Source organism: Kitasatospora sp. P5_F3 (assembly GCF_054049135.1).
Map to the genome: position 1 here is coordinate 1 of NZ_JBFUMY010000041.1, position 25,981 is coordinate 25,981.

Here is a 25,981-nt window from a genome sequence, read left to right on the forward strand (position 1 = left end):
GTGGTGGGGGTGGTGGTGGGGAGGTGGTGGTGGTCTGTTGCGGTGGTGAGGAGGGCGGGGCGGTGGGCGATGAAGAGGACGGTGCGGTCCTTCATGGCCTGGAGGGTGGCGACGATGGCCTGTTCGCCGGCGCTGTCCAGGTTGGCGGTGGGCTCGTCCATCAGTAGGAGCGGACGGTCCGTCAGGAGGGCGCGGGCCAGGGCGAGGCGTTGGCGTTGGCCGGCGGAGAGGCCGGCGCCGTTCTCGCCGAGGGTCATGGTGAGGTCGGCGAAGTCGGTGGCGTGGGCGGCGGCCAGGGCGGTGTGGAGGTCCTCGTCGGTGGCGCCGGGGCGGGCCAGCCGGATGTTGTCGGCGACGGTGCCGGCGAAGAGGTGGGGGTGTTGCGGGACCCAGGCGATCTGACGGTGCCAGGTGGTCGGGTCGAGGGTGGTGAGGTCGTGGTCGTTGATGCGGATGGTGCCTGCGGTGGGGGCGGTGAAGCCGAGCAGGGTGGAGAGGAGGGTGGTCTTGCCGGAGCCGGAGGGGCCGGTGAGGGCGGTGACGGAGCCGGGGGTGAGCGTGATGGTGGTGGGGGGCAGGCGGTCCGCGACGGTGACGGCGGTGAGGGTGATGGTGGCCGTACGGAGGTCGGGGGCCTGGATGGTGCCCGGGGCGGGGAGAGGCGTTTCGAGGACTTCGAAGATCTCGCCGGCGGCCGAGAGGCCCTCGACGCTGGAGTGGTAGAGGGCGCCGACCTGGCGGATCGGGAAGTAGACCTCGGGGGCCAGGATCAGGACGAGGAGGCCGGTTTCGAGGGTCAGGGTGCCGTTGACCAGGCGGAAGCCGATGGAGACGGCGACCAGGGCAACCGAGAGGGTGGCCAGGAGCTCCAGGGCGAAGGAGCTGATGAAGGCGATCCGGAGGGTGCGGAGGGTCGCCCTGCGGTAGTCGTCGGTGATCCGGGCGATGGTCGCGGCCTGGTGCTTGGCGCGGTTGAAGACCTTGAGGGTGGGGAGGCCGGCGACCACGTCGAGGAAGTGGTGGCTGAGCCTGGAGAGGGAGCTCCACTGGCGGTCCATCAGGTTCTGGGTGGCCAGGCCGATCAGGACCATGAAGAGCGGGATGAGGGGGAGGGTGCCGGCGATGATCGCGGCCGAGGTGAGGTCGGCGCCGAGGATCCGGAGCAGGACGATGGCCGGGACGACGACGGCGAGCGCGAGCTGGGGGAGGTAGCGCGCGAAGTAGTCGTCGAGGGCGTCGACGCCCCGGGTGGCCAGGGTGGTGAGTTCGCCGGTGCGGCGGGTGGAGAGGTAGCCGGGGCCGAGTGCGGTGGCGTGGTCGAGCAGGCGGCGGCGGAGGGTGGACTTCACCCGGGCGACCGAGCGATGGGCCGTCAGTTCGGTGAGCCAGGCGACTGCGGCGCGGCCGAGGGCGGTGGCCGCGAGGAGGGCGAGGGGGGTGGTGAGGGTATAGGTGTGCTGCTGGAAGGCGCTGACGACGATGTCGGCGATCAGGCCGGCCTGGAGGACGGTGAGGACCGCGCCGACCCCGCCGAGGAGTACAGATCCGGCGAGGAAGGCGCGGGTGGTCCTGGCTTGGCTGAGCAGCCGGGGGTCGACGGGTCGCATGATCAGTGCACAGCCGGGATGTGCTGGGTGCCGATCCGCTTGCGGAACACCCAGTAGGTCCAGGACTGGTAGAGCAGCACGAGGGGCGTGAAGACCACCGCGACGATGGTCATCAGCTTGAGGGTGTAGGCGGAGGACGCGGCGTTGCTGACGGTGAGCGACCACTCGGGGTTCAGGGAGGACGGCATCACGTCGGGGAAGAGGGCCAGGAAGAGCATCGCCACGGCCGAGGTGATGGTGACCCCGGAGAGGATGAACGCCCAGCCCTCGCGGGCCAGTTGGTTGGCGCCGAGCGATCCGAGCAGCGCCACGACAGCGATCACCAGGGCGATCAGGCTCCAGGTGTTGCCGCTGTCGGACTGGGTCCAGACCAGGAAGACCAGGGCCAGCACCGCGGTGAGCAGGCCGAGTTGGAGGGCCGTCGAGCGAGCACGGGTGCGGATGTCGCCGACGGTCTTCAGGGCGGCGAACAGGGCGCCGTGGAAGGTGAAGAGGCTGAGGGTCACCAGACCGCCGAGGATGGCGTACGGGTTGAGCAGGTCCCAGAAGGTACCGACGTAGTTCTTCTCGGCGTCGATGTCGACGCCGTTCACGATGTTGGCGAAGGCCACGCCCCAGAGGAAGGCGGGCAGCAGGGAGGTCCAGAAGATGGCCTGCTCCCAGTTGCGCTGCCAGCGTTCCCCGGTGCGCTTGGCGCGGTACTCGAAGGCCACCCCTCGGATGATCAGGCAGACCAGGATGATCAGGAGCGGCAGGTAGAAGCCGGAGAAGAGGGTGGCGTACCAGTCCGGGAAGGCTGCGAAGGTGGCGCCGCCGGCGGTCAGCAGCCAGACCTCGTTGCCGTCCCAGACCGGGCCGATGGTGTTGATCAGGACCCGGCGCTCGGCGGTGTTCCGGGCGAGCAGCTTGGTCAGCACGCCGATGCCGAAGTCGAAGCCTTCGAGGAAGAAGTAGCCGATCCAGAGGACGGCGATCAGGATGAACCAGACGTCGTGGAGTTGCATCGGGAGTCCTCAGTAAGCGAAGGCGAGGGGCTTGTCGGCGTCTTCGGGCCCGGGGCGCAGGGTCGGGTCCTTGGTGGGGGGTTCCTCGGTGGTGATGGGGCCCGCCTTGGCGTACTTGACGAGGAGTCTGACCTCGATCACGGCGAGGATCGCGTAGAGGGCCGTGAAGGTGGTGAGGGCGATCAGCTGAGTGGTGACGCTGACGGTCGGGGAGACCGCGGAGGCGGTCGTCATCAGGCCGAAGACGGCCCAGGGCTGCCGGCCCATCTCGGTGAAGATCCAGCCGAAGCTGTTGGCGATCAGCGGGAAGCCCATGGTGAGGATGCCGATCCGCCAGCTCCACCTGGTGAGGAAGCCGTTCATCTCACGGTTCCTGGTGAGCATGAGTCTGGGCACTTCGTCGTCGGCGGTGCGGTGTTCGGGGGCCAGCCAGAACTTGCGGCGGGTGGTCCAGAGTCCGATCAGGGCGGCCACGAAGGAGGTCATCCCGAAACCGATCATGAGGCGGAAGCCCCAGTAGGTGACGAAGATGTTCGGGATGTAGTCCTTGGGGTCGCCGCCGTACTTGGCGGCCTCGGCGGCGGCCGTCTCGTTGATGCCAGGGACGGCGGAGGTGAAGTCACCGTTGGCGAGGAAGGACAGTATCGCCGGGATCTCCAGGGCGACGGAGTTGTGGCCCTCGTTGACGTCACCGACCGCGAAGATCGAGAAGGGGGCCGGGGCCTCGGTCTCCCAGAGGGCCTCGGCGGAGGCCATCTTCATCGGCTGCTGACGGAACATCACCTTGGCCAGGCTGTCGCCGCTGAAGGCGGTGCCGAGGCCGGCGATCACGGCGACCACCAGGGCGAGCCGGAGCGAGGTCCGCATCACGGCGGTCTTCTTCGGGTCCGGGGTGTTGCTGCGCTTGGTCTTCCAGAGGTGGAAGGAGCTGATCCCGACCATGAAGGCGGCGCCGGTGAGGAAGGCGGCGGTGATGGTGTGCAGCACGACGACCACGGTGGTGTCCTGGAACAGCACCCGGGCGATGTCGGTGAGTTGGGCCTTTCCGGTCACCGGGTCGACGACGTAGCCGACCGGGTGCTGCATCCAGGAGTTGGCCGCCAGGATGAAGTAGCCGGAGAGCAGGGTGCCGATCGCGACCATCCACATGCAGGCGCAGTGGATCTTCTTCGGCAGCTTGTCCCAGCCGAAGATCCACAGGCCGATGAAGGTGGACTCGAAGAAGAAGGCGATCAGCGCCTCCATCGCGAGCGGAGCACCGAAGACGTCGCCGACGAAGCGGGAGTAGTCGGACCAGTTCATCCCGAACTGGAACTCCTGGACGATGCCGGTGACCACGCCCATGGCGATGTTGATCAGGAAGAGCTTGCCCCAGAACTTGGTGGCGTGGAAGTACTTCTCCTTGCCGGTCCGGACCCAGGCCGTTTCCAGTCCTGCGACCAGGGCCGCCAGACTGATCGTCAGCGGGACGAAGAGGAAGTGGTAGACGGTGGTGATCCCGAACTGCCATCGCGCGATGGTCTCGTGAGCGACTGCTAGCTCCACTTCGCCCTCTCTCCGGCCGGTGAATTTTCACATAACGGACAAAGAGCATCTTTAGCAGATCCATGCCGATATGCCATCGAAGCTTGTCCGCTTGTGAACGTGAACACGTTCACAAGGAGAGTATCCACGATGCTTAGGTCGGTTCGAACACCGGGGTGGGGCGAGTCAGGCCGGGGGCAGCCGGAGCTGGAAGACCGCGCCCTCGCCGAGGCCGGACTCCACCGTGAGGGAGCCGTGGTGCGCGCTGGTGAGGGCGTGCGCGATGGCCAGGCCAAGACCGGCGCCGCCGCCGTCCTGGCGGCTGCGGGAGGGGTCGACGCGGTAGAAGCGGTCGAAGATCTGGGCGGACTGATCCGGAGTCAGACCGGCTCCGGAGTCCGCCACTTCGAGCAGGCAGTGGGTGGCGGTCCGGCCGACGCCGATCCGGACCGGGGTGCCCGGCGGGGTGTGCTTCGCGGCGTTGCCGACCAGGTTGGTGACCACCTGGCGGAGCCTGGCCTCGTCGCCGAGCACCGGGGCGGCCTGCGGGCTGCCGGCGCCGGCCGGGCCGGTGAGCGAGACCGGGCGCCCCGGGTCGAGTGCGGTCAGGTCGTGCAGGGCGTCGGCCGCCAGCGTGCGCAGGTCCATCGGGGCCAGGTCGAGCGGACGCTCCTCGTCCAGCCGGGCGAGCGTCAGCAGGTCCTCGACCAGGGTGCCCAGCCGGATCGCCTCGGACTCGATCCGGTCCATCGCGCGGTCGGTGTCCTGCAGGGCGCCCATCCGGTGCAGCTCGGCGAAGCCGCGGATGCCGGCGAGCGGGGTCCGCAGCTCGTGCGAGGCATCGGCGACGAAGCGCCGCATCCGGGTCTCCGAGCGGGCCCGGGCGGCGAACGCCGCTTCGAGCTGGCCGAGCATGCTGTTCAGCGCGGCGGTCAGCCGGCCGACCTCGGTGGTGGTCGGCGGCTGGGTGATCCGGTGCGAGAGACCGCCGGTGGCGATCAGCTCGGCGTCCTGCTCGATCCGGGACAGCGGGCGCAGCCCGGCCCGGACGGCGAAGGCGCCGAGCCCGGTGATCAGCAGCAGCACCACGCCGCCGATGACCAGGAAGGAGGTCTCCAACCGGGAGACGGTGGAGTCGACGTCGTCGAGCGAGATCGCGGTCAGTACGTACTGCGGGGTGGCCGCGGTGCTCTTGGCGATCGGCAGGACCAGCACCCGCCAGCGGTGGCCCGGGAGCTCGCCGGGGGCGTCGAAGGGCCGGTTGGTCGGGCCGAGGCCGGTCAGCCGGGGGCCGGGGTCGGCGCCGCTCATCGGTTCCCGGAGCACCTGTTCGACGTTGCCGTTCGCGCCGAGGAACTGCACCAGGTACTGGCTGGGCAGGGCGGGGCCGATCCGGCGGTTGGCCGTCTGGTTCAACTGGCGCGCGTCGAGGGTGCGTTCCGGATCGCGGTGCGAGATCGGCTCGGCGAACCGCTGGAGCTGCTCGTCCGCGCGGTCCACCAGATTGCCCTGGACGGTGGCCAGCACGAACACGTCGCTGGCCGCGAGACCGGTGATGACCAGCAGCAGGGTGAGCAGCAGCAGACGGGTACGGAGCGAGAGCCGGGACATCCGCATCTACGGCAGCGGGCGGCGGAGCGCGTAGCCGATGCCGCGGACGGTGTGGATCAGCTTGGGGCCGTGCACCGGGCCCGAGTCGAGCTTGCGGCGCAGGTAGGAGACGTACGACTCGACGATGGAGAGGTCGCCGCCGAAGTCGTAGGCCCAGACGTGGTCGAGGATCTGCGCCTTGGAGACCACCCGGTTCACGTTGGCCATCAGGTAGTGCAGCAGCTTGAACTCGGTCGGCGAGAGCCCGATCGGCTGGTCGGCCCTGGTCACCTCGTGCGCGGTCGGATCGAGGGTCAGGTCACCGACCGTCAGACGGCCGTCCTCGACCGGCCCGCCGGCCCGGCGCAGGATCGCCCGGATCCGGGCGATCAGCTCCTCCAGGCTGAACGGCTTGGTGACGTAGTCGTCCGCGCCCGCCGCCAGACCGTGCACCTTGTCGGTGGTGCCGTCCTTGGCGGTGAGGAAGAGCACCGGCACGTTGTCGACCGGCTGCGGCCACTGGGCCTGCTCGCGGAGCCGCTCGACCACGGTGAAGCCGTCCAGGTCGGGGAGCATCACGTCGAGCACCACCAGGTCGGGCCGCTCGGCCGCGATCGAGCTGAGCGCCTCCTCGCCGGTGGCGGCCGAGGCCACCCGGAAACCGGAGAACCGGAGGGAGGCGGAGAGCAGTTCGCGGATGTTCGGCTCGTCGTCCACCACCAGCAGGTACGCCTCACCGGTGGCGGTGCTGGTCGGGCTCATGGTCGTGCTCGCTGTCCGTTGCACTGCTGATCCGCCTCCCGGTCGGGCTTGGTCCTCCATGGACGATAGCCCGGGGAGCGTACGTCCGGTTGATGAGGACCTGATGAGATGGAAATCAGCCCGTGGGCGAGGCTCCCGCGCCGGGGCGTACGCCGCCGAAACCGCCCAGCGCGGCGCCCTCGGTGAGCTGGGTGGCCGCGTAGCCGCCGGAGGCGTCCGGGGTGCCGACCACGGTGACCGTCTGGCCGGGCTGCAGGTCGGCGGCCTTGCCCTCCTTGGCGAGCTGCACCTTGGTGGCATCGGTGGTGGTGACCTTGACGGTGTTCCCGTTGGCGTCGGTCAGGTAGACGGTCGCGCCGTCCACCGCCTTGACGGTGCCCCGGGTGAAGCCGGGCTGGCTGCCGGTGGTGCCGGTGCCGCCGGTCCCGTTCTGGGCCCGGCGGTTGCCGCCGCCGTAGCCGTTCTGGCCGCCCTGCTGCTGGTTGGGGGCCGAGGCCCGTTGGTTGGACGGGGTGCCGTTGCTCTTCTGGTACTGGACGCCACCCGCGAAGGCGAGGGTGGCGAGCACGGCACCGGAGAGGACCAGGGTCGGCCAGGGCAGCCGGCGCCGGGGTGCGGCGGCCAGCTCGGCGGTCACGTCCCGGGCGTCGGGCGGGGTGGCGAGCGGGTCGTCGGTCTTCGGAGTCTCGGTGGTCATGGGTGGCTCCTATTCGTGGCGGAGGGCATCGATGGGGCGCAGCGCGGCGGCCCGGTTGGCGGGGTAGCTGCCGAAGAACAGGCCGATGACGACCGCGATCGCGAACGCCCCGACGACGGATTCGGGGATCACCACCGGAGTGATGCCGACGATGGTGAACCGAGCCCCGAACAGGCCGGCCGCCACTCCGAGCCCCGCACCCAGCACGGAGAGCAGGGTCGACTCGGTGAGGAACTGGCCGAGGATAGCTGCCCGGGGAGCGCCGAGCGCCTTGCGGATGCCGATCTCCCTGGTCCGCTCGGTCACCGTGACCAGCATGATGTTGGTGATCCCGATCCCGCCGACCAGCAGCGAGATCGCGGCCACCGCACCGAGCAGCACGGTGAAGGTCTTGGTGGTGGACTCCCGGGCGGTCAGCAGCGAGGTCTGGTTGCTGATCCGGAAGTCGGCCTTGGTCGGATCGGTGATCGCGTGCGCGCCGAGCAGCACCCGGCTGATCTCGGCCTGTGCCTCGGTGGTCGACTCGGCGCTGGTCGCCTGCACCAGGATCTGGTTCACCGAGCCGAAGCCGGTGAACGCGTTCTGCACGGTGGGCAGCGGGGCGATCACCACGTCGTCCGGGTCGTTGAAGCCGCTGCTGCCCTTGGTCTGCAGCACCCCGGTCACGGTGAACGGGGTGCCGCCGATCACGATCCGCTTGCCGACCGGGTCCTCGCCGGCGAACAGCTGGGTCGCGGTGGTGGAGCCGATCACCGCCACCTTGCGGGAGTTGAGCACGTCGTCGTTGGAGAAGTAGTCGCCCTTGGCGATCTTCTGGTTGGCGGTCTCGAAGTACGCCGGGTAGGTGCCGACGATCGACCCGGGCGCGTGCGAGATGTCCCCGTACAGCGCCGTCCCCGAGGTGGTGACCACCGGGGCGACGGACTTGATCGCCGGGGCCTGCGCCGCGGCCAGTGCCTTGGCGTCGTTGACCGTGAGCGGCTTGGCGGCGGTGGCCGAACCGCGCAGGTTGCTGGAGCTGACGGTGAGTGAGTTGGTGCCCAGCGCGGTGATGGAGTTCTTCACCGCGACCGAGGAGCCGTTGCCGACCGCGAGCAGCAGGATCACGGCGGCCACCCCGATCAGCACGCCGAGCATGGTGAGGGCGGACCTGACCTTGTTCGCGGCCAGGCCGCCGAAGGCGAAGCGGATCATCTGCCAGGCGATCACACCGACACCCCCTGCCGGACGTCCGAGGCGATGGCGCCGTCCACCAGCCGAATCACGCGCTTGGCGCGTTCGGCCACCTCGTCCTCATGGGTGATCAGCACGATCGTCCGGCCGGTCCGGTTGAGTCCTTCGATGATGGTGAGCACCTCGTCGGTCGAGCGGCTGTCCAGGTTGCCGGTCGGCTCGTCCGCCAGCAGCATGGCCGGGGCCGTCACCAATGCCCGGGCCACCGCGACGCGTTGCTGCTGGCCTCCGGAGAGCTCGTTCGGCTTGTGCCCGGCCCGGTCGGCCAGGCCGACACGTTCCAGTGCGGCCAGCGCACGGCGGCGGCGTTCGACGGAGCGGACGCCCGCATAGGCGAGCGGAAGCTCCACCTGGGCCAGCGCGGTGGTGCGCGGCACCAGGTTGAAGGACTGGAAGATGAAGCCGATCTTGCGGTTGCGGACCAGCGAGAGCTGCTGCTCGTCCAGGTGCCCGACGTCGGTGCCGTCCAGCAGGTAGCGGCCTGAGGTCGGGACGTCCAGACAGCCCAGGATGTTCATCAAGGTGGACTTGCCGGAACCCGAACTGCCCATCACCGCAACGAAGTCGCCCTCGTCGATGTCGAGGCTGACGCCGAGCGGACTGCCGTCGGGGCCGTCCGGTCCGCGCAGCGCGTGCACGGTGGCGTCACCGTGGCCGTAGCGCTTGGCGACGCTGCGGAGCTGGATGACCGGGGGCTTGCTCGTCATCAACGCCCGCCACCCGTACCGCCGTTGCCGGCACGCGCGCCGCCACCGGTCTGGCCGCCACCGGTCGCTCCGAGGCCGGGGAAGTTACCGCTCGGGAAGCCGTTGCCGCCGCTGACCGTGGTGCTGACCAACTGGACCTGGTCGCCCTCGCTCAGCCCCTCCAGTACCTGGACGGTGCTGTCGCCCTCGATGCCGACGGTCACGCTGACCCGCTCGGTGCTGCCGTCCGCCTTGACCACGGTCGCGGTGCGGGAGCTGCCGGTGCCGGAGAGCGCGGCGGTCGGGACCGAGAGCGCGTTGTCGGCCTGCCCGGTGATCACCGAGATGGTCGCGCTCAGGCCGGTACGGAGCTTGCTGGTGTCGCCGGTGATCTGCAGGACCGCGCTGTACTGCACCGCGCTGCTGCTGCCGGCACCGCTGCCGCTGCTGTTCGGGAGTGAACTCACCGACAGGACCGTCGCGTTGAGCTTGGTGTCGGACTGAGCGTTGAGCGTGACGGTGGCGGCGGCGCCCTTCTTCACCTTGAGCGAGTCCAGCTCGGAGAAGCTCGCGGTGACCCGCATGCCGGTGGGGTTGGTCAGCACCACGAAGCCGCTCGGGGTGGAGCTGGTGGTGGTGCTCGTGCCGCCGGTGCTCTTGGTGCCGCTACCGGTCACCGTGTCGCCGACCTTGCCGGAGACCGAGGCCACCGTGCCGTCCACCGAGGCGGTCAGCGTGGTGCCGGCCAGTGCGGTCTGAGCATTGGTGAGGTTGGTCTGCGCCGTCTCCACCTGCTGCTCGGCCTGCGCCACCTGGGCCTCGTCCACCTCGGTGGTGGTCGTGCTGGTCGCCGGGGCCTGCTGGCCGGTCCTGGCGTCCGTCTTGCCCGGTGTGCTGGTGGTGACCTTCTGGCCCGCCTCGGCCTTGGTCAGGTTCGCCTGAGCCGTGGTCAGCGCCTTCTTGGCGGCGTCCACCTGCTGCTGCGCCTCGGTGGTCGCCACCGTCGCCAGCACGTCGCCCTTCTTCACCGCGTCGCCGACCGAGACCTTCACGGCGGTCAACTTCCCACCGGTGACGAAGTCCTGTCCGGCATCGGTCGGTGACGACAGGGCCCCTGATCCGGACACCGTGGCCAGGACCGTGCCCTTCGAGACGGTGGCCGACCGGGTCGGTGACTTGCTGGCCGCCGTACTGGTCCCACTGTCGAGCGTGGTGTACACGACCACGGCCCCACCCAGCAGGGCCACCACGAGCGCGGAGTTGACGAGGACGGCAGAACGCCGTCGAGGGAGCGCCTTCATGTCGCACAGCCTGCCGCCGAGCTCTTGCCAATCCCTGTGCCCTACCTGGGAGTTCCCTGACCGCCGGGCCCGGACATATCCCCCGCCATGGTTCGCCGCCAGGCCGGACGGCCCGGCGGTGCCCGTCGATCGGGGGCCGCTCCCAGCTTCTTCCCAGCCAACGCGGTCAACCTTCACCCGCCGGGGCCGCTACCGGCCCCCGGCGGTCATCGGGTCCAGGACATCGACCGAGGACGGCGGTTGGAGGTCGACCGGCGTGCCGAAGTGACGGTAGCGGACGGTGTTGGTCACGTCGGTGACCGTCGGGTTGCCGGATTCGGTCTTCTGCAGCAGCTGGTCGGCGCCGTTCAGCCAGAGGTCGACGGTGGCGGTGGTCGGGCCGCTCGCCCGGAAAGCCGCGGCCAGCGTGCGGCGACGCTCGTCGTTCAGGCCGCGCCCGTCGGCGAAGTAGTCCTCACCGTTCAGCACCGCCCGGTAGTGCGTGGTGGGCACACCGTCGATGCTCTCCCGCCCGACCTCGGTGACCGTCCCCCGGGCAGCCTGCTCCAACGCCCCTGCGGGGTCGACCCGTTGGCCGAACGCCAGGGCAGGACCGAGCCCGAGCGCCGCCGCCCGCCCCGCGCTCCGGAACGGATCGGCCAGCTTCTCCCACGCCCGGCCGCCGGTACGGGCCGCCGTGTCGGCGGTGCCGCCGACGTAGATCGCCTCGCCGAGGGCCAGCAGTCGGACCTCCTCCGCCCCCGAGAGCACGAGCCGCACGGCGGGCAGCCAGGACACCTGCCCGGACCAGCCACCGTCGAGTGCCACCTCGGCGCTGCTGACCTGCGTCATCGCGACGGCCGCCGCCTTGAGCGCGTCCTTGGGCGTCCGCTCGGCGGCCGCCCCGGAAGCACCGCCGCAGGCGGTCAGCGAGACGGCGAGCGGAAGCAGAGCGGCGGCCGTGATCCGGGCAGTGCGCACGATGGTGGCTCTCTCGACGGGCAGGAAGCGGGCGGCAGCCCCGCCCCGGTCCATCCTCGGCCATCGCTCCGTACACATCGGACCAACTGCGCACATCGTGACGAAATTGTGTAGGTGCCGTGAATACCGCAGGCACCGGGCCGGGGTCCCGGCCCGGTGCCCCGCGCGGTCAGAGCGACTTGCGGAAGGCCTCGGCGGTGGCCAGGAAGATGTCGTTGCCAGCCGTCTCGCCGATGGTGACCCGGACGCCCTCGCCGGGGAACGGGCGGACCACGACGCCGGCCGCGGCACAGGCGGCGGCGAAGTCGAGGGTGCGCTCGCCGAGCCGGAGCCAGACGAAGTTGGCCTGGGTGTCGGCGAGTTCCCAGCCCTGGCCGGCCAGTGCGGCGGCGACCCGGCCGCGCTCGGCGACCAGCGCCTCGACCCGGACCAGCAGGGCGTCCTCGGCGCGCAGCGAGGCCACCGCGGCGTCCTGGGCGAGCTGGCTGACACCGAACGGGATGGCGGTCTTGCGCAGCGCGGTGGCCACCGGCTCGTGCGCGACGGCGAAGCCGACCCGCAGGCCCGCCAGGCCGTACGCCTTGGAGAAGGTGCGCAGCACGCAGACGTTGGGGCGGTCGCGGTAGATCTCGATGCCGTTCGGCACCCGCTCGTCCCGGATGAACTCGATGTACGCCTCGTCCAGCACGACCAGGATGTCGCCGGGGACGGCGTCCAGGAAGCGCTCCAGCTCGGGGCGGTGGATCACCGTGCCGGTCGGGTTGTTCGGGTTGCAGACGAAGATCAGTCGGGTCTGCGGGGTGATCGCGGCGAGCATCGCGTCCAGGTCGTGCTCCTCACCGGCGGTGAGCGGGACCGGGACGGGGGTGGCCCCGGCGACCTGGGTGATGATCGGGTACGCCTCGAAGGAGCGCCAGGCGAACATCACCTCGTCGCCCGGACCGGCGGTGGAGAGCACCAGGGACTGCGCGACGCTGACCGAGCCGGTACCGAGCGCGACGTGCTCCAGCGGCACCTCGAAGCGGGCCGCGAGCTCGGCGACCAGCTCGCTGGAGGCCATGTCCGGGTAGCGGTTGAACGAACCGGCCGCCGCGACGGCCGCGTCCAGCACGCCCGGGAGCGGCTCGTACGGGTTCTCGTTGGAGGACAGCTTGTACGAGTCGGCGCTGGCCGGCTTGCCCGGCTTGTAGGTCGGGATGCCGTCCAGGGTCGGCCTCAGCCGGGGACCCTGCGCTGCCGTACCGGTCACGGTGCTCTCCTTAGCGAAATTCAGTGGTGCCCTGCGCGGCCGGGATCGCCGTGCGCGCTCGGCCCTTGGTGCGCATCCGTACCACCCCGGTCGGGTGCCCCGAACGATACCGAGGCCGCTCACCCGTAGGGGTGAGTTGCTCGTTCGGGGTACGGATACCGATCAGCCATTCTGCCGCGTTCCTATGGCACATGTCAGAGGTAAGACGGCTGGAACAGGGCGGGTATCCAAGGGGCAACACCGCAATGTCTCATGGAGAAACGGTTCTTCTGCCCCTCGGTCGGCCCCGGTCACAACAGGGCGTCATGAGCCATACGATCGGTCCGCCATGACAGCAGCAGCCAATCAGAGCGGTCGGCGACCCACCACTTCGCGGCGACTGGAACGGGCCGGCATCCGGGATGTGGCAGCAGCCGCCGGAGTGTCGATCACCACGGTCTCGGACGCCCTGAACGGGAAGGGCCGCCTGCCCGACGAGACCAGAAGCCGAGTCCGCGAGGTGGCCGAGCGCCTCGGCTACCGTCCCTCCGCCGCCGCCCGCACCTTGCGCACGGGCCGGTCCGGCCTGATCGGACTGACCGTCACCACCTATGGCGAGGAGCCCTTCACCTTCACCGAGTTCGCCTACTTCGCCGAGATGGCGCGAGCCGCGACCAGCGCGGCGCTCAGCCGGGGGTACGCGCTGGTCGTGCTCCCCGCCTCCTCCCGGCACGACGTCTGGGGCAACATCGCCCTGGACGGCACCGTGGTCATCGACCCACCCGACCAGGACCCCCTGGTCAGCGAGCTCTACCGGTCCGGCGTCCCGGTGGTCAGCGACGGCAAGCCGGGCAACTGCCCGGTCACCGCGTGGGTGGACAACGACCACGAGGCCGCCGTGCTCAACATCCTCGACCACCTGAGCGAGGCCGGCGCCCGCCGGATCGGCCTGCTCACCGGCACCTCCACCGACACCTACACCCGGCTCTCCACCGAGGCCTACCTCGACTGGTGCCGCCGGGTCGGCCAGGAGCCGGTCTACGAGACCTACCCCGCCCACGACCCGGCCGCCGGAGCGGTGGCCGCCGACCGACTGCTGGCCCGGCCCGACCGGCCGGACGCGGTCTACGGCCTGTTCGACCCGAACGGCACCGATCTGCTGGCCGCCGCCCGGCGGTACGGGATGCGGGTGCCGGACGACCTGCTGCTGGTCTGCTGCAGCGAGAGCGACGTGTACGCCGGCACCGAGCCGCCGATCACCACCCTGTCGCTGAAACCCCGTCGGATCGGCACCACGGTGGTCAACCTCCTCATCGACGCGATCGAGGGAGTCGACTCCGGCACCGGAGTCGACGTCGGGCGGCTCTTCCCACCCCGGTTCCGGACCGCCTCGGCCGGACCGCCACCGGGCACCCTGATGCCCACCGAACTGATCGTCCGGGCCTCCTCCCAACGCCGCAGCCCCCGCACCACCGTCAGCCCGCCCCGCCCGCCGGGGGAGGTCTGACGACGGCTCCGGCCACACCGCACCGGCGCCTGTGGGTGGTCCCGCCTTCCGGCGGAGCCACCCACGGGCCGCCGGTGGGCACCCGCCGGACAGCAGCATGGGCAATTGATGGGCACCGGGTGAGGACGACGGGAGAGTGGTCTTCCTATGATGGGCGAATGACACCCGAGGACCGCCTCCCCGGACCTGAGCTGCCCGAGTCAGGCCACCGCCAGCAGCAGGACCTCGACGTGCTCCCGTACGGCTCCTACTTCGAACCGCCCGAGCCGGTGGGCGGCTACGGCTACGACGCCACCTACAGCGGCTACGGCGGCGCCCGGTTCCTGGAGCAGCACTGGCCGACGGCAGGTCAGACCGCCCCCGCCTTCCGGGAGACGGCCTCCTCCTCCGACGACCCGCCGACCATCGAGCTCGGCCCGGTCCCGGCCGAGGAGCTGCACTACCCCTACCCGCAGCCCGAGCCCGGCGAGGCGCCCGGGCCGCTCTACGTGGTCGGCGACGTGCACGGCTACCTGGACGAGCTGCTGGCCGCGCTGCACCAGCAGGGCCTGATCGACGCGGAGGGCCGGTGGTCGGCCGGGCGGTCCAGGCTCTGGTTCCTCGGCGACTTCACCGACCGCGGTCCCGACGGCATCGGCGTGATCAACCTGGTGATGCAGCTGGCCGCCGAGGCCGCCGCCGCGGGCGGGTACTGCCGGGCTCTGATGGGCAATCACGAACTGCTCTTCCTGGGCGCCGCCCGGTACGGCGACGAGCCGGTGCAGTCCACCGCGGGCACCGCCTCCTTCCTGGCCGCCTGGCGGCTGAACGGGGGTCAGCAGACCGACCTGGAACGGCTGGAGGGCCACCACGTCAGCTGGCTCTCCCGGCTGCCCGCGATCGCCCTGGAGGACGGCCACCTGCTGCTGCACTCCGACACCACCGCCTATCTGGAGTACGGCGCCACCATCGACGACGTCAACGACTCGGTGCACCGGCTGCTGGCCGGCGAGGGCGCGGACGAGTGGTGGGACTGCTTCCGCCGCTTCACCAAGCGGTTCGCCTTCCGCGGCGAGGCGGGGGCGCAGGCGGTGCACGAGCTGCTCGGCGCGTACGGCGGTCACCGGGTGGTGCACGGGCACAGCCCGATCCCGTACCTGACCGGCACCGCGCACTCCGAGGACGGCACGCCGCCGCACATCCCGGGCCCGTACATCTACGCGGACGAGCTGGCGATCGCGATGGACGGCGGGGTCACCATGGACGGGCGGCTGCTGGTCGCCCGACTGCCGTTGAACTGAACTGTCACTGCACCGTGTTGACCTCGTCCCGAACGAGCTGAAATTCCGGAAACCGACTGTGTCCCGGTCAGTTCCCACCCCTACCATCGAGGCACCTGCACACTCCTCACCGCACCTCCGCGACGACCGAACGGGGTACCCCGTGGTCAACACCACCCCGCACCTGCTGACCGAAGACCGGTCGGACTTCGACCGGGCCCTGGACGAGGTGCTCCGCGACGCCCGCCTCACCGAGGCGCTCCGGGCACCGGGCCCGCACCTCAACGCGGCCCAACTGCGTACCAAGGCCGCTTCGTTGGCCGACACCATCGCGGCCGCCGCCGAACCGGAGTACCAGCGGTACACCGCGCTGCGCGACGCCGGTCCGCCCGCGCCGCTCGGGCTGACCGACCGGCTGCGCTCCGAGGAGGGCGCCGGGCTGCTCCCCGTCCTCACCGTGCTCACCCCGATCCTGGCCGGCACAGGCGGCCTGGTGCTGCTGCTGATCGGCTACGTGGTACGCGGCGCCGCACCCGAACTCACCCTCGCCCACGCCGTGGTGACGGCGGGTTGGATCTCGCTCGCGGTCGGCGGGGCCGCCCTGCTGGTCGGGATCGTCGGACTACTGCTCACCGCCCTCCGCGACGGCGCCGCCGTACAGGAGAACGAACTGGCCGAAGCCCGGCGGCTCTGGCAGACCGCCCTGCGCGAACGGGCCCTGCTCCCCTGGCTGCTCGCCAACCTCTACACCGAGCCCGCCCCGCTCCCCTCCCCTCGCGCCAACACCCGCCCCGGCCCGCCCGGTTACAGCAGCCCCGGCTTCACCAGCCCGGGCATCGAGGGCGTCACCGAGCCGGACGGCCGCACCCCCAGACCGGCCGAGTTCACCGGCCCGGGCTACAGCTCACCGGACTTCACCGGGCCCGACGAGGTCTGATCGACGCCCGGCTACCCTGACCCGCATGAACATCGTGATCCCGCTCTTCGACGGCTTCGAACCGCTCGACGCGATCGGTCCGTACGAGATCCTCGGGTACCTGCCGGGAGCGACGGTGCGCTTCGTCGCTCCCGAACCCGGCCGGGTCCGGGACGGGTTGGGCGCCCTCCCGGTCGAGGTGGAGACCGGCTACTCCGAGGTCGAGTCCTGCGACGTCCTGCTGATTCCCGGCGGACCGGCGCGGGCGCTGACCGACCCGGACTTCGTCGCCTGGATCCGCCGGATGCACGCCACCACCCGCTTCACCACCTCGGTCTGCACCGGCGCCCTCGCACTCGGCGCAGCCGGCCTGCTCACCGGCCTGACCGCCACCACCCACTGGGCCTCCGTCGCCGAGCTGGAGGCCTTCGGCGCGATCTACTCCCCCGAGCGGGTGATCCGCCACGACCGCGTCATCACCTCCGCCGGGGTCTCCTCCGGCATCGACATGGCGATCCGGCTGGCCGCCCTGCTCAGCGACGACACCACCGCGCAGGCCATCCAGCTCTACACCGAATACGACCCCCAACCGCCGTACGACTCCGGCTCGGTGGCCAAGGCCACCCCCGACGTCCTGGCCCGCGCCCGCGCCCTGGGCTGATCCCCGGCGGCGATCAGGCGACCGACTCGGCCAGCAGTTCGGCCGCCGGGGTGTGGTTGCCGGTGGTGGCCGCACCGGCCATCGCTCGCGCCGCGACGGCTGCGACGGTGCCCGGTGGGACGACCAGGAGCAGCAGCTGGTCCTGGTTGTCCCGGGTCAGGGTGATGGTGCCCACGCTGGACGAGCACCAACTCACCCGCACCGGCAGCCCGTTCGCAGCGACTGCGGTCGGGAGGTGGTGCCAGCCCGCCGGGTCGAGACCGACCCGGAGTATCCGGCCGCCCGGGTGGGCGGTGAGTGCGCTGATCAGGTCGGGCAGTTCGGCGCCGAGGTCGGTGGAGCGGGGCCACCAGGCACCGTCGAAGAGGCCGTCCCGGCCCCGCGTCCGCTCCAGCATCAGCCGGGGCAGCGGCGGCATCCCAGGGGAGACCCAACCACCTGCGCTGTTCGGAAAGTTGACGGTCCTCATCGGAATCCGCCCATCCGGCCCGGGTGCGGACCGCTCACAACCCAGGGCGGGCATCGGCAGACTGCCGGTGGTCGACGTTTCCTCGGTACTGCCCACCGTACTCCGCGCGCTCCGCCGCCGGAGTAGCCTGGGGCTTCTCCAGGGCATTCCGCGGTCCGGTCTTCCGGCTCCGCCCTGGTCGCAGGACGACACCGGGCCGGCGAAGCCGTCACCCGGGGCAGGCGTCGGTGACACCGTGACCACTTTCCCGACCACCACCCGGCTGACCGTCGCGGACGCCTTGGAGCGCCACGACTTCCAGATCACCGACGACCGGACCATCGGCCACGCCAACGAGATCTTCCGCAGCGCGCACGTCCCCTACCTGCTGGTCCGCGACCACGACGGCCGCTGCGAGGGGCTGCTCACCGAGATCGGCATGAGCTCCTTCCGGTCTCGCGCCCAGTACTCCGAGCGGACCCTGGTCGGCGCCACCTCCCACCAGCGCGGCCCGTTCGCCTGGCCCACCATGGGCCTTGCGATGGCCGCCCTGGCGATGCAGACCAAGCAGCTGACGGTCTGGCCGGTCATCGACGACGACGGCTACCTGCTCGGCGTCATCACCTCGGCCCGGGTCACCGACCTGCTGACCGCTGCCTGACCCGGCCGCAAGACGGCAGCGCTGCCCCGGGGGATCCCCTCCTCCCCCCGGAGCAGCGCGGTCTGGGTGACGCCGGGTCAGTCGGCCAGCGGGAGGTAGACCCGGTTGCCGGTGGCGGCGAACTCCTCGGACTTGGCCTGCATGCCGGCCAAGGCGTCGGCGTCGAACTCGGTGGCCACGGCGCTGGAGCCGTCGCCGTGCTCGGCGCGGATCTTCTGACTGATCTTCATCGAGCAGAACTTCGGGCCGCACATCGAGCAGAAGTGGGCGGTCTTGGCGGGCTCGGCGGGGAGCGTCTCGTCGTGGAAGGCGCGGGCCGTCTCCGGGTCGAGGGCCAGGTTGAACTGGTCCTCCCAGCGGAACTCGAACCGGGCGTCGGAGAGCGCGTCGTCCCAGTCCGAGGCGCCCGGGTGGCCCTTGGCGAGGTCGGCGGCGTGGGCGGCGATCTTGTACGTGATCACGCCGGTCTTGACGTCGTCCCGGTTGGGCAGGCCCAGGTGCTCCTTGGGCGTGACGTAACAGAGCATCGCGGTGCCCCACCAGGCGATCATCGCGGCACCGATGCCCGAGGTGATGTGGTCGTAGCCGGGTGCGACGTCGGTGGTGAGCGGGCCGAGGGTGTAGAACGGCGCCTCGTCGCAGATCTCCTTCTGGAGATCCATGTTCTCCTTGATCTTGTTCATCGCGACGTGGCCGGGGCCCTCGATCATCACCTGGACATCGCGCGCCCGGGCGATCCGGCCGAGCTCGCCGAGCGTCTGCAGCTCGGCGAACTGCGCCTCGTCGTTGGCGTCGGCGGTCGAGCCCGGCCGCAGGCCGTCACCGAGCGAGAAGGTGACGTCGTAGGCGGCGAGGATGTCGCAGAGTTCCTCGAAGTTGGTGTAGAGGAAGTTCTCCTGATGGTGCGCCAGGCACCAGGCCGCCATGATCGAGCCGCCGCGCGAGACGATGCCGGTCTTCCGGCGGGCGGTCATCGGGACGTACCGCAGCAGCACGCCGGCGTGCACGGTCATGTAGTCGACGCCCTGCTCGCACTGCTCGATGATGGTGTCGCGGTAGACCTCCCAGCTCAGCTCCTCGGCCTTGCCGTCCACCTTCTCCAGCGCCTGGTAGAGCGGCACGGTGCCGATCGGCACGGGGGAGTTGCGCAGGATCCACTCGCGGGTGGTGTGGATGTTGCGGCCGGTGGAGAGGTCCATCACGGTGTCGGCGCCCCAGCGGGTGGCCCAGGTCATCTTCTCCACCTCCTCCTCGATCGAGGAGGTGACGGCGGAGTTGCCGATGTTGGCGTTGATCTTGACCAGGAAGTTGGTGCCGATGATGGAGGGCTCGACCTCGGGGTGGTTCACGTTCAGCGGGATCACGGCCCGGCCGATCGCCACCTCGTTGCGGACGAACTCGGCGTCCAGGCCCTCCCGGAGCGCGATGAACTCCATCTCCGGGGTGACGATCCCGCGCTTCGCGTAGGCGAGCTGGGTCACCGCCACGCCGTCCCGGCCGCGCAGCGGACGGCGCGGGCGGCCGGGGAAGACCGCGTCCAGGTTGCGCAGGTTCCCGCCGCGCGGCGCGGTGTGCTTGATCCCGTCGTCCTCGGGCCGGGCCTCCCGGCCGTCGTACTCCTCGACGTCCCCGCGCTGGCGGATCCACGGGTCACGCAGCGCGGGCAGCCCGCGCCGGACGTCGGGCTGGTAGGTCGGGTCGGTGTACGGGCCCGAAGTGTCGTACAGCGGAACGGACTTGCCGTTGGTCAGCTGCACCTCGCGGTACGGCACCCGCAGGTCGGGCCGGGAGCCCTCGCGGTACGCCTTGCGCCAGGCGGGAGTCGGGTAGCCGGTGGTCGCGCTGGTGACGCTGTTCGGGGCAGACTTCTGCTGTGCGTCGAACGTGGTCATGAGACCTCTATCTCCCTACGCCGGCATTACCCGGTCAGGTTCCTGCGGTCGGCGCAGCGGTTGGTACGTGTGGTGACGTACCGTTCAGCGCCCTCTCAGCCCGGTGCTCCGAGCTCCCGTGTCCACAGGCGGAATTGCCTGCAACAAACGTCCAACACCGTAGCGGTCCGGTCGGGGATGGTCCAGGGCGCCCCCACCGGTGACCGGAATGCGGACGGGCCCGGCACCCCCGCGAGGGGTACCGGGCCCGGGCGTCCGTGGGGCGCGGGTCAGCTCTTGGCGGCCTTCTTCACCAGAATCACCACACCGGCCGCGACGCCGACCAGGATCAGGGCCTTGATCAGGAAGGCGATCAGCGAGGTGAACGCACCGATCACGAACCAGATCAGGTTCCAGGCCAGGATCAGCACCAGAATCGGGACGACGATGTTGCGCACCCACGAGGGCAGCGACTTCCAGAGCTCAGCCATGTCCGTACCTTCTCTCCCCTCGGGCCGGTGACGGCTGTTCCGTCGCGTCCCGCTTGCTTTCGATACCTCGACCGTACAGGCCCCGGGCCTGCCTTCCGAGGGCCTGCAGCCCGGAGAGAACCCGGAGATCACCCCGAGACCCGGGGAAGGGATCACCCCGGGTCCGGCGCCGGACGACGGCTCAGACCGGCCAGACCTCGCGGCGCCAGGCGGCGTCCCAGAACATCCACTCGTAGCGCGAGGTGGTGGTGAAGTGCCCGATCACCCGGCGGCGTTCGGCCGGGGCGAGCTGCTCGCCGAGCCGGTCGGTGAGCGCGAGCACCCGGCGCACCACCGACTGGAAGGTCTCGTCCCCGTAGGTGGCGATCCACTTGGCGTACAGCGGGTCGGGCGAGGACTTGGTGAGCAGCTGCTCGCCGACCCGGGCGTAGATCCAGTAGCACGGCAGCACCGCGCCGACCGCCTCGGCGAACGAGCCGCCGTAGACGGTGGCCAGCAGGTAGCTGGTGTAGGCCCGGGTGGTGGGCAACACCGGTTCGGCGGCGGCCTGTTCGGCGGTCTCGCCGAAGGCGCCGAGGAACTCGGCGTGCATGCCCTGCTCGGCGGCCAGCGCGCCGACCGCGTCGTCGGCGAAGGCCCGGACGTCCTGCTCGTCGGGGGCCTTGGCCGCGCAGACGGCGAGAGCGCGGGCGTAGTCGCGCAGGTAGTGCGAGTCCTGGACCACGAAGTGCCGGAAGGCGTCCTGCGGCAGCGTGCCGTCGGTCAGCCCGCCGATGAAGGGGTGCGCCAGGATCTCGGCGTAGATCGGCTCGATGGCCGACCAGAGCTCGTCGGTGAAGGTCACGGGTTCTGTTCTCCTCGGTTGGTCGTCGGCCCGGGCCGACCCTAACCTCAGTCCTCCGGCGGGGAGAACACCACCAGCACCCGGAGCTCCTCGGTGATGTGGTGGAAGCGGTGCGGGACACCGGCCGGGACGAAGACCACACTGCCCCGGCCGACCGTGGTGGTCTCGGCGCCGACGGTGAGTTCGGCCCGGCCGCTGACCACCTGGTAGAGCTCGTCCTGGGCGTGACCGGCCTGCGGGTCGGTGTCACCGGGGGAGAGCGCGTACAGCCCGGCGGACATGTTCCGCTCCTTCAGGAAGCGCAGGTACGCGCCTTCCCCGGCGGCCCGTTCGGCGTCCAGCTGGTCCAGGCGGAAGACCTTCATCGGGGCACACCCCTCCTTGTCGCGGTGGCCACATTGAACAACATCCGCGCGGAGAGCTTCCCCTGGGCCCCGGCTGCCTGCCAGGCTCTGGCCCATGAAGAGCATTCTCCTCAAGACCCTGATCAACGCGGCCGCCATCTGGGTGGCCGCCTGGATCGTGGACGGCATCACACTGTCCGGCGACGACTGGCAGAGCAAGACCATCACGGTGATCGCGGTCGCCCTGATCTTCGGCGTGGTGAACTTCCTGATCAAGCCGTTGGTGAAGCTGTTCTCGCTGCCCCTGTTCATCCTCACCCTGGGCCTGATCACCTTCGTGATCAACGCCCTGATGCTCTGGCTGACCTCCTGGGCCTCGGACAAGCTCGACCTGGACTTCCACGTCGAGAGTTTCTGGGCGGCCCTGCTCGGCGCGCTGATCATCAGCGTGGTGTCCTGGGGCCTCAACCTGGCCCTCGGTGACGACGACTGACAGGGTCGGGCGGCCGCCGGAACACAGGGATGGGCCCATCGCCCGAGCGGTGGGCCCATCGTCCTGCCCGAACGGCTGACCCGGCGTCAGCCGAGGTTCTCGCAGCCCCGGCTGAGGATGTCGGCGAGCTGGACGTCCAGCTCCCGCCCGGTGAGTTCCTGGCCCATCGGGACCAGCCGGTCGGTGCGGGCCAGGAAGGCGATCAGCGGCGGGGCCGAGGCGCGCAGCAGGGCGTCCCCGTCCGGCGAGTGCAGCACGATGCAGACCTCGGACAGCTCCTCGCCGACCGGGTGGATGTGCACGTCGCCCTCACCGGTCGGCCGGCTGATGCCGTCCAGCAGCAGCTCCCGGGCGAAGACCCAGGTGACCGGCTCGTCGCCGGGGAGGTGGAAGGTGCACCGGACCGCGAACGGGTCCACCGGGTCGTAGTCGAGATCGACCACGATGCGGAAGGAGAGCTCTTGCGAGACCACGAGGTTCATCACCGCGTGGCCCTGGACTGTGCTGTGCATGCGCCAGTACCTCTCGTTCTGCCCGGCCCCGCGGCGGGCTGAGCCCTCCGACCTGCCGAGGGTGTCGCCGCTGTGGCCGGACATGCGATTCGATGTAGTGGAACGGCGCCCGGAGGGGGCGGCCGCCGGCCCTGGTGGCCGAGGGGGTGCAAGCTACGGCTCAGGCGTTGTCCCCATGTCCCCGTTCACAACCATCGTGCTGGTTTGGGGACGAAGTGGACAAGATGCGCTTTTTCAAATGGTGAGCGAACACGAACGGCAGATCAGTGGACGAACGACGGGGACATGGCGCCGACCAGTGAACGCAGCCGCTCGGCCTTGTCCGGCAGTTGGTCGGCCCGGTCGACCGGGAGCGACAGGGCCATGGTCGCGACGGCGGAGCCGACCGTGATCGGCACCGCGGCACAGACCGTGCCCAGTGCGTACTGCTGACGCTCCAGCACCGGCCGGGTCGGTTCGGTGGCGGCCAGCCGGCGGAGCAGCACCGAGCGGTCGGTGACGGTGGAGGGGGTGAGCTCGACCGGGGGGTGCCGGGAGAGGTGGTCCCGGCGGGCCTCCTCGCCGAGCTGGGAGAGCAGGCACTGGCCGACCGCATGGGCGTGCGCGGTGCTGCGGAAGTCGGCCCACTCGGCGACGGCCGGCCGGTTCGACCCGGCGGCGATGTCGACCACCCGGATCTCGCCGTCCTCGTAGACCGCGAAGTAGACCGCGGCCTCCAACTCCTCACCGAGCTGCACCATCCGGCTGCGCAGGTCGGCCCGCTCGGACTGCCGGTGGTCGGCCCGGCCGATCCCGTCGACCGAGGCGCCGTAGAAGAACCTGCCCTCCGCCCGGCGGAGATAGCCCTCGTGGGTGAGGGTGCGGAGCAGGTGGTACGTGGTGCCGAGCGGCAGCCCGGCGGCCCGGGCCAGCTGCTTGGCGGTGGCGCCCTGCAGGTGACCACCGACCGCCTCCAGCAGGCGCAGGGCCCGCTGCACCGAGGCGATCAGGGTCGGTTCCCGGGCCGGGACGGCCCGGGCCGGAGGCCTGACGCCCCGTATGTTCCGGGTTGTCTGCGCGATCTGATCGACTGTCACTCCCAGCCCCCTGCCCGAGTCAGTGCAGATGTGGGCATCCGATCCGGAACGTTCCGATCTGCCCGATTGGCGCTCATTGCAGCACAGGGCGGGCATGCCTGCAATCATTCCCGCCAGCAATGCCACCAAAAAACCTTTGAATCGAAGGTCACGGTCGAGCCATCTGCCCTCTGAGGTGATCTTCATCTGGCATATGCCTTGGTATCGAAGATCCACTGCCCCCGACTGGGCTAGCGAGGGCTTGACACGCTCGGGCACGCCGAATCAGCCGTTCGGCGGAACTGGGACCTCCAGTTCGCGCGTCTGTGCGAGTTTCGACCCTCCCCTGGAGCGGGAGAATCCCGCACAACGCTCCTGCCCCGGAGGTGGTCATGGCCGGCCCCGTCCGCCCTGTCGTCAAGCGCACCGCGCGGGCGATCCTGCTGGACCTGGACCCGGACGACCCGCACTCGCCCGCCGACATCCTGCTGATCAAACGGACCAGGCCCGGGGCGAAGCCGTACTGGATCACCCCCGGCGGCGGGGTCGAACCCACCGACCTGACGGTGGTCGAGGCGCTGCACCGCGAGGTGGACGAGGAGCTCGGCGGCAAGGTCGAGGACGTGGTGCCCGCCTTCGTCGACACGGTCTCGCACTCGCACCACGAGGACGGCACCCTCGCCCACCCGCACGGCGTCAAGGTCCAGCACTTCTTCGTCTGCCGGCTCAGCTCGATGGACCCGGCCCGGCGGCACGGCCCCGAGGTGGACGACCCGCAGGGCGAGTACGAGATCGTCCGCCTCCCGTTCACCCGCGAGGGCGTCACCTCGGTCAACGTGGTCCCCCCGAGCCTGCGGGCCTACCTGGCGGCGAACATCGAAGGTGTCCGGGCACTGCTCGCCACCGACCTGGACTGAGCGGTCGTCAGAAGCTCTGGAGCGCGTCCAGGTCGTGGTGGATGCGGTCGGCGGTGACGCCCGCCCTCGTGAGGGCCTGCTTCGCCCGGCGGACCATCGCGGGCGGGCCGCTCAGGAAGGCGTCCCGGCCGGCCCAACTGCCGTACCGGGAGACCGCGTCCGGGAGTTCACCGGCCAGCAGGCCGACCGCCTGCTGCTCGGAGAGCACCGGGTGGACGGTCAGCCAGGGGTGCCGGCCGGCCAACCCCCGCAGGGCGTCCAGCTCGTACAGCTCGTCCTGGCGGCGCGCGCCGTAGAAGACGTCCACCGAGCGGCCGTCCGCACCGTGCTCGGCCACCTCCTCGACCAGCGCGGCGATCGGGGCGATCCCGGTGCCGCCGCCGACGCAGACCAGGTCGGCGCCCCGCTCGTGGTCCACCCGCATGGTGCCGGCCGCCGGGCCGAGCCGGAGCACGTCCCCCGGGGCCGCCCGGTTCACCAGCGCGTTGCTGACCCAGCCCGCCTGTACTGCCTTGACGTGCAGGGTGAGCAGCCCGTCAGGACGGGGCGCGGTGGCGAACGAGAAGTGCCGCCAGACCCGGGGCCACCACGGCGTCTCCAACGTGGCGTACTGTCCGGCCCGGTACGGGTACGCCTGGTCGGGGCGCAGCGTGATCACCGCGATCTCCGAGGTGCACAGCCGGTGGTCCACCACCTCGGCCTGCCACCACGGCGGGGACGACTTGGCGGCCGCCTCGGCGGCGTCCGTCATCACCTTGGCGATCAGTCCGTAGACCCGCCGCCAGGCCAGCTCGGTGTCGGCGTCCCAGCGACTGCCGCAGTACTTCTCCAGCGCGGCCACCAGGCACTCCCCGACCGGGGCGTAATGACCCGTCAGCGTCCCGTACTTGCGGTGCCCCTGGCCCAGCCGGGTCAGGTACTCGGTCAGCCCGGCCGGGTCGTCCGCGCTGCGGGCGGCCATCAGCAGCGAGCGGAACAGCCGGTCACGCTGGACGTCCATGGCGGCCGGGAAGAGCGCCCTGACCTCGGGATGGTGCACGAAGATCAGCGCGTAGAAGTGCGCGGTGGCCCGGTCGGCCTGCGGCTCCAGCACGGCCAGGCTGGCCCGGATCAGCTCGATGTCCCGGGCGGTGGGCGGCTGTTCGACGGCGTCCCGGAGGTCGTCCGCCGGGGACGGGGCGGCCGGGGACGCGCCCAGGGTGTCCAACGCCCAGGCCCGGCTCCAGTGGTCACCGGGGCCGGCCCAGTTGAGGCCGGGGGCCTGGGTGAACAGCGGCTCGATCACCGGCGCGGGCACCGGAACGGCCGGGGGGTGGTCCGGCTTGGCCGGAATGACCAGGGTGGCGGGGGGAACCGTGACCGGCTCGGCGGGTACGAGTGCCGGGCCGGTCGTGGCCGTCACCGGACCGA

At 70.7% G+C, this 25,981-nt stretch carries 26 protein-coding genes; 7 read left to right on the forward strand and 19 right to left on the reverse strand.

Annotated features, from left to right (window positions below):
- From cydD to hisC, 11 genes are all read right to left on the reverse strand, one after another.
- A partial coding sequence (gene cydD / locus ACXJMZ_RS23745; RefSeq protein WP_457032070.1) for a thiol reductant ABC exporter subunit CydD occupies positions 1–1,607 on the reverse strand: 1,607 nt, incomplete at its 3' end.
- A 2-nt stretch (positions 1,608–1,609) separates the two neighbouring features.
- A complete protein-coding gene (gene cydB / locus ACXJMZ_RS23750) occupies positions 1,610–2,611 on the reverse strand; it encodes a cytochrome d ubiquinol oxidase subunit II (RefSeq protein ID WP_457032071.1) in 1,002 nt (333 codons plus the stop codon).
- Positions 2,612–2,620: 9 nt separating this feature from the next.
- Positions 2,621–4,156: a cytochrome ubiquinol oxidase subunit I gene (locus ACXJMZ_RS23755; RefSeq protein WP_457032072.1), complete on the reverse strand. Its 1,536-nt coding sequence runs from the start codon at positions 4,154–4,156 to the stop codon at positions 2,621–2,623.
- A 165-nt stretch (positions 4,157–4,321) separates the two neighbouring features.
- Entirely contained in the window at positions 4,322–5,752 is a 1,431-nt protein-coding gene (locus ACXJMZ_RS23760; protein WP_457032073.1) for a sensor histidine kinase, read from the reverse strand.
- Positions 5,753–6,487, reverse strand: a complete 735-nt coding sequence (locus ACXJMZ_RS23765) for a response regulator transcription factor (protein WP_457032074.1) — start codon at positions 6,485–6,487, stop codon at positions 5,753–5,755.
- Between the two features lie 115 nt (positions 6,488–6,602).
- The gene (locus tag ACXJMZ_RS23770) at positions 6,603–7,184 is read right to left on the reverse strand and encodes a DUF5666 domain-containing protein (protein ID WP_457032075.1); all 582 of its coding nucleotides are present in this window, start codon (positions 7,182–7,184) and stop codon (positions 6,603–6,605) included.
- Positions 7,185–7,193: 9 nt separating this feature from the next.
- Positions 7,194–8,393 carry an ABC transporter permease gene (locus ACXJMZ_RS23775; protein ID WP_457032076.1) on the reverse strand — a complete coding sequence of 400 codons (1,200 nt, stop codon included), beginning with the start codon at positions 8,391–8,393 and terminating at the stop codon, positions 7,194–7,196.
- Complete coding sequence (locus ACXJMZ_RS23780) at positions 8,390–9,124, reverse strand: ABC transporter ATP-binding protein (protein ID WP_457032077.1); 735 nt, start codon at positions 9,122–9,124, stop codon at positions 8,390–8,392. The genes ACXJMZ_RS23775 and ACXJMZ_RS23780 overlap by 4 nt, the downstream gene beginning before the upstream one ends.
- The gene (locus ACXJMZ_RS23785; RefSeq protein WP_457032078.1) at positions 9,124–10,404 is read right to left on the reverse strand and encodes an efflux RND transporter periplasmic adaptor subunit; all 1,281 of its coding nucleotides are present in this window, start codon (positions 10,402–10,404) and stop codon (positions 9,124–9,126) included. Before ACXJMZ_RS23785 ends, ACXJMZ_RS23780 begins: the two co-directional genes overlap by 1 nt.
- Positions 10,405–10,593: 189 nt before the next feature.
- A complete protein-coding gene (locus ACXJMZ_RS23790; protein WP_457032079.1) occupies positions 10,594–11,364 on the reverse strand; it encodes a hypothetical protein in 771 nt (256 codons plus the stop codon).
- Between the two features lie 169 nt (positions 11,365–11,533).
- Entirely contained in the window at positions 11,534–12,613 is a 1,080-nt protein-coding gene (hisC, locus tag ACXJMZ_RS23795; protein WP_457032080.1) for a histidinol-phosphate transaminase, read from the reverse strand.
- Between the two features lie 328 nt (positions 12,614–12,941).
- Here hisC and ACXJMZ_RS23800 point away from each other — a divergent pair, with 328 nt between their 5' ends.
- The 4 genes from ACXJMZ_RS23800 to ACXJMZ_RS23815 all read left to right on the forward strand — a co-directional run bounded on the left by ACXJMZ_RS23800 (position 12,942) and on the right by ACXJMZ_RS23815 (position 16,935).
- Positions 12,942–14,099 (forward strand): LacI family DNA-binding transcriptional regulator, encoded by a 1,158-nt coding sequence (locus tag ACXJMZ_RS23800; protein ID WP_184916672.1) that lies wholly within the window; start codon positions 12,942–12,944, stop codon positions 14,097–14,099.
- A 158-nt stretch (positions 14,100–14,257) separates the two neighbouring features.
- A complete protein-coding gene (locus tag ACXJMZ_RS23805; RefSeq protein ID WP_457032081.1) occupies positions 14,258–15,379 on the forward strand; it encodes a metallophosphoesterase in 1,122 nt (373 codons plus the stop codon).
- Between the two features lie 142 nt (positions 15,380–15,521).
- Positions 15,522–16,295: a hypothetical protein gene (locus ACXJMZ_RS23810; RefSeq protein WP_457032082.1), complete on the forward strand. Its 774-nt coding sequence runs from the start codon at positions 15,522–15,524 to the stop codon at positions 16,293–16,295.
- Between the two features lie 25 nt (positions 16,296–16,320).
- Positions 16,321–16,935 carry a DJ-1/PfpI family protein gene (locus tag ACXJMZ_RS23815; RefSeq protein WP_457032083.1) on the forward strand — a complete coding sequence of 205 codons (615 nt, stop codon included), beginning with the start codon at positions 16,321–16,323 and terminating at the stop codon, positions 16,933–16,935.
- A gap of 13 nt (positions 16,936–16,948) precedes the next feature.
- Here ACXJMZ_RS23815 and ACXJMZ_RS23820 read toward each other — a convergent pair whose 3' ends face one another.
- Positions 16,949–17,404, reverse strand: a complete 456-nt coding sequence (locus ACXJMZ_RS23820; protein WP_457032084.1) for a DUF5994 family protein — start codon at positions 17,402–17,404, stop codon at positions 16,949–16,951.
- Between the two features lie 235 nt (positions 17,405–17,639).
- Between ACXJMZ_RS23820 and ACXJMZ_RS23825 the strand changes: the two genes are divergently transcribed.
- Positions 17,640–18,044 carry a CBS domain-containing protein gene (locus ACXJMZ_RS23825; protein ID WP_457032085.1) on the forward strand — a complete coding sequence of 135 codons (405 nt, stop codon included), beginning with the start codon at positions 17,640–17,642 and terminating at the stop codon, positions 18,042–18,044.
- Positions 18,045–18,121: 77 nt separating this feature from the next.
- Here the strand turns inward: ACXJMZ_RS23825 and thiC are convergent, their stop codons facing one another.
- From thiC to ACXJMZ_RS23845, 4 genes are all read right to left on the reverse strand, one after another.
- Positions 18,122–19,936: a phosphomethylpyrimidine synthase ThiC gene (thiC, locus tag ACXJMZ_RS23830; protein ID WP_457032086.1), complete on the reverse strand. Its 1,815-nt coding sequence runs from the start codon at positions 19,934–19,936 to the stop codon at positions 18,122–18,124.
- A gap of 269 nt (positions 19,937–20,205) precedes the next feature.
- Positions 20,206–20,406: a DUF5326 family protein gene (locus tag ACXJMZ_RS23835; protein WP_457032087.1), complete on the reverse strand. Its 201-nt coding sequence runs from the start codon at positions 20,404–20,406 to the stop codon at positions 20,206–20,208.
- Between the two features lie 181 nt (positions 20,407–20,587).
- Positions 20,588–21,250, reverse strand: a complete 663-nt coding sequence (tenA, locus tag ACXJMZ_RS23840) for a thiaminase II (RefSeq protein WP_457032088.1) — start codon at positions 21,248–21,250, stop codon at positions 20,588–20,590.
- 47 nt (positions 21,251–21,297) lie between these two features.
- Positions 21,298–21,615 carry a cupin domain-containing protein gene (locus ACXJMZ_RS23845; RefSeq protein ID WP_457032089.1) on the reverse strand — a complete coding sequence of 106 codons (318 nt, stop codon included), beginning with the start codon at positions 21,613–21,615 and terminating at the stop codon, positions 21,298–21,300.
- Between the two features lie 94 nt (positions 21,616–21,709).
- Between ACXJMZ_RS23845 and ACXJMZ_RS23850 the strand changes: the two genes are divergently transcribed.
- Positions 21,710–22,087 carry a phage holin family protein gene (locus ACXJMZ_RS23850; RefSeq protein WP_457032090.1) on the forward strand — a complete coding sequence of 126 codons (378 nt, stop codon included), beginning with the start codon at positions 21,710–21,712 and terminating at the stop codon, positions 22,085–22,087.
- 86 nt (positions 22,088–22,173) lie between these two features.
- Here ACXJMZ_RS23850 and ACXJMZ_RS23855 read toward each other — a convergent pair whose 3' ends face one another.
- Both ACXJMZ_RS23855 and ACXJMZ_RS23860 read right to left on the reverse strand, forming a co-directional pair.
- Positions 22,174–22,599, reverse strand: coding sequence for an SsgA family sporulation/cell division regulator (locus tag ACXJMZ_RS23855; protein WP_457032091.1), 426 nt, complete (start codon positions 22,597–22,599; stop codon positions 22,174–22,176).
- Between the two features lie 263 nt (positions 22,600–22,862).
- Positions 22,863–23,675, reverse strand: a complete 813-nt coding sequence (locus tag ACXJMZ_RS23860) for an IclR family transcriptional regulator (RefSeq protein WP_457032092.1) — start codon at positions 23,673–23,675, stop codon at positions 22,863–22,865.
- 371 nt (positions 23,676–24,046) lie between these two features.
- Here ACXJMZ_RS23860 and ACXJMZ_RS23865 point away from each other — a divergent pair, with 371 nt between their 5' ends.
- Positions 24,047–24,571, forward strand: coding sequence for an NUDIX domain-containing protein (locus ACXJMZ_RS23865; RefSeq protein WP_457032093.1), 525 nt, complete (start codon positions 24,047–24,049; stop codon positions 24,569–24,571).
- 7 nt (positions 24,572–24,578) lie between these two features.
- Here the strand turns inward: ACXJMZ_RS23865 and ACXJMZ_RS23870 are convergent, their stop codons facing one another.
- Positions 24,579–25,973 (reverse strand): globin domain-containing protein, encoded by a 1,395-nt coding sequence (locus ACXJMZ_RS23870; protein WP_457032094.1) that lies wholly within the window; start codon positions 25,971–25,973, stop codon positions 24,579–24,581.
- Between the last annotated feature and the right edge of the window lie 8 nt (positions 25,974–25,981).

Excerpts from the sequence above, each read along its gene's own strand:
- ACXJMZ_RS23770 (WP_457032075.1), bottom strand. The coding sequence starts at position 7,184 with ATGACCACCGAGACTCCGAAGACCGACGACCCGCTCGCCACCCCGCCC.
- ACXJMZ_RS23800 (WP_184916672.1), top strand. The coding sequence starts at position 12,942 with ATGACAGCAGCAGCCAATCAGAGCGGTCGGCGACCCACCACTTCGCGG.
- cydB (WP_457032071.1), bottom strand. The coding sequence starts at position 2,611 with ATGCAACTCCACGACGTCTGGTTCATCCTGATCGCCGTCCTCTGGATC.
- ACXJMZ_RS23785 (WP_457032078.1), bottom strand. The coding sequence starts at position 10,404 with ATGAAGGCGCTCCCTCGACGGCGTTCTGCCGTCCTCGTCAACTCCGCG.
- ACXJMZ_RS23850 (WP_457032090.1), top strand. The coding sequence starts at position 21,710 with ATGAAGAGCATTCTCCTCAAGACCCTGATCAACGCGGCCGCCATCTGG.
- thiC (WP_457032086.1), bottom strand. The coding sequence starts at position 19,936 with ATGACCACGTTCGACGCACAGCAGAAGTCTGCCCCGAACAGCGTCACC.
- ACXJMZ_RS23855 (WP_457032091.1), bottom strand. The coding sequence starts at position 22,599 with ATGCACAGCACAGTCCAGGGCCACGCGGTGATGAACCTCGTGGTCTCG.
- ACXJMZ_RS23820 (WP_457032084.1), bottom strand. The coding sequence starts at position 17,404 with ATGAGGACCGTCAACTTTCCGAACAGCGCAGGTGGTTGGGTCTCCCCT.
- ACXJMZ_RS23815 (WP_457032083.1), top strand. The coding sequence starts at position 16,321 with ATGAACATCGTGATCCCGCTCTTCGACGGCTTCGAACCGCTCGACGCG.
- ACXJMZ_RS23805 (WP_457032081.1), top strand. The coding sequence starts at position 14,258 with ATGACACCCGAGGACCGCCTCCCCGGACCTGAGCTGCCCGAGTCAGGC.
- ACXJMZ_RS23780 (WP_457032077.1), bottom strand. The coding sequence starts at position 9,124 with ATGACGAGCAAGCCCCCGGTCATCCAGCTCCGCAGCGTCGCCAAGCGC.
- ACXJMZ_RS23765 (WP_457032074.1), bottom strand. The coding sequence starts at position 6,487 with ATGAGCCCGACCAGCACCGCCACCGGTGAGGCGTACCTGCTGGTGGTG.
- ACXJMZ_RS23835 (WP_457032087.1), bottom strand. The coding sequence starts at position 20,406 with ATGGCTGAGCTCTGGAAGTCGCTGCCCTCGTGGGTGCGCAACATCGTC.
- ACXJMZ_RS23865 (WP_457032093.1), top strand. The coding sequence starts at position 24,047 with ATGGCCGGCCCCGTCCGCCCTGTCGTCAAGCGCACCGCGCGGGCGATC.
- ACXJMZ_RS23760 (WP_457032073.1), bottom strand. The coding sequence starts at position 5,752 with ATGCGGATGTCCCGGCTCTCGCTCCGTACCCGTCTGCTGCTGCTCACC.
- ACXJMZ_RS23845 (WP_457032089.1), bottom strand. The coding sequence starts at position 21,615 with ATGAAGGTCTTCCGCCTGGACCAGCTGGACGCCGAACGGGCCGCCGGG.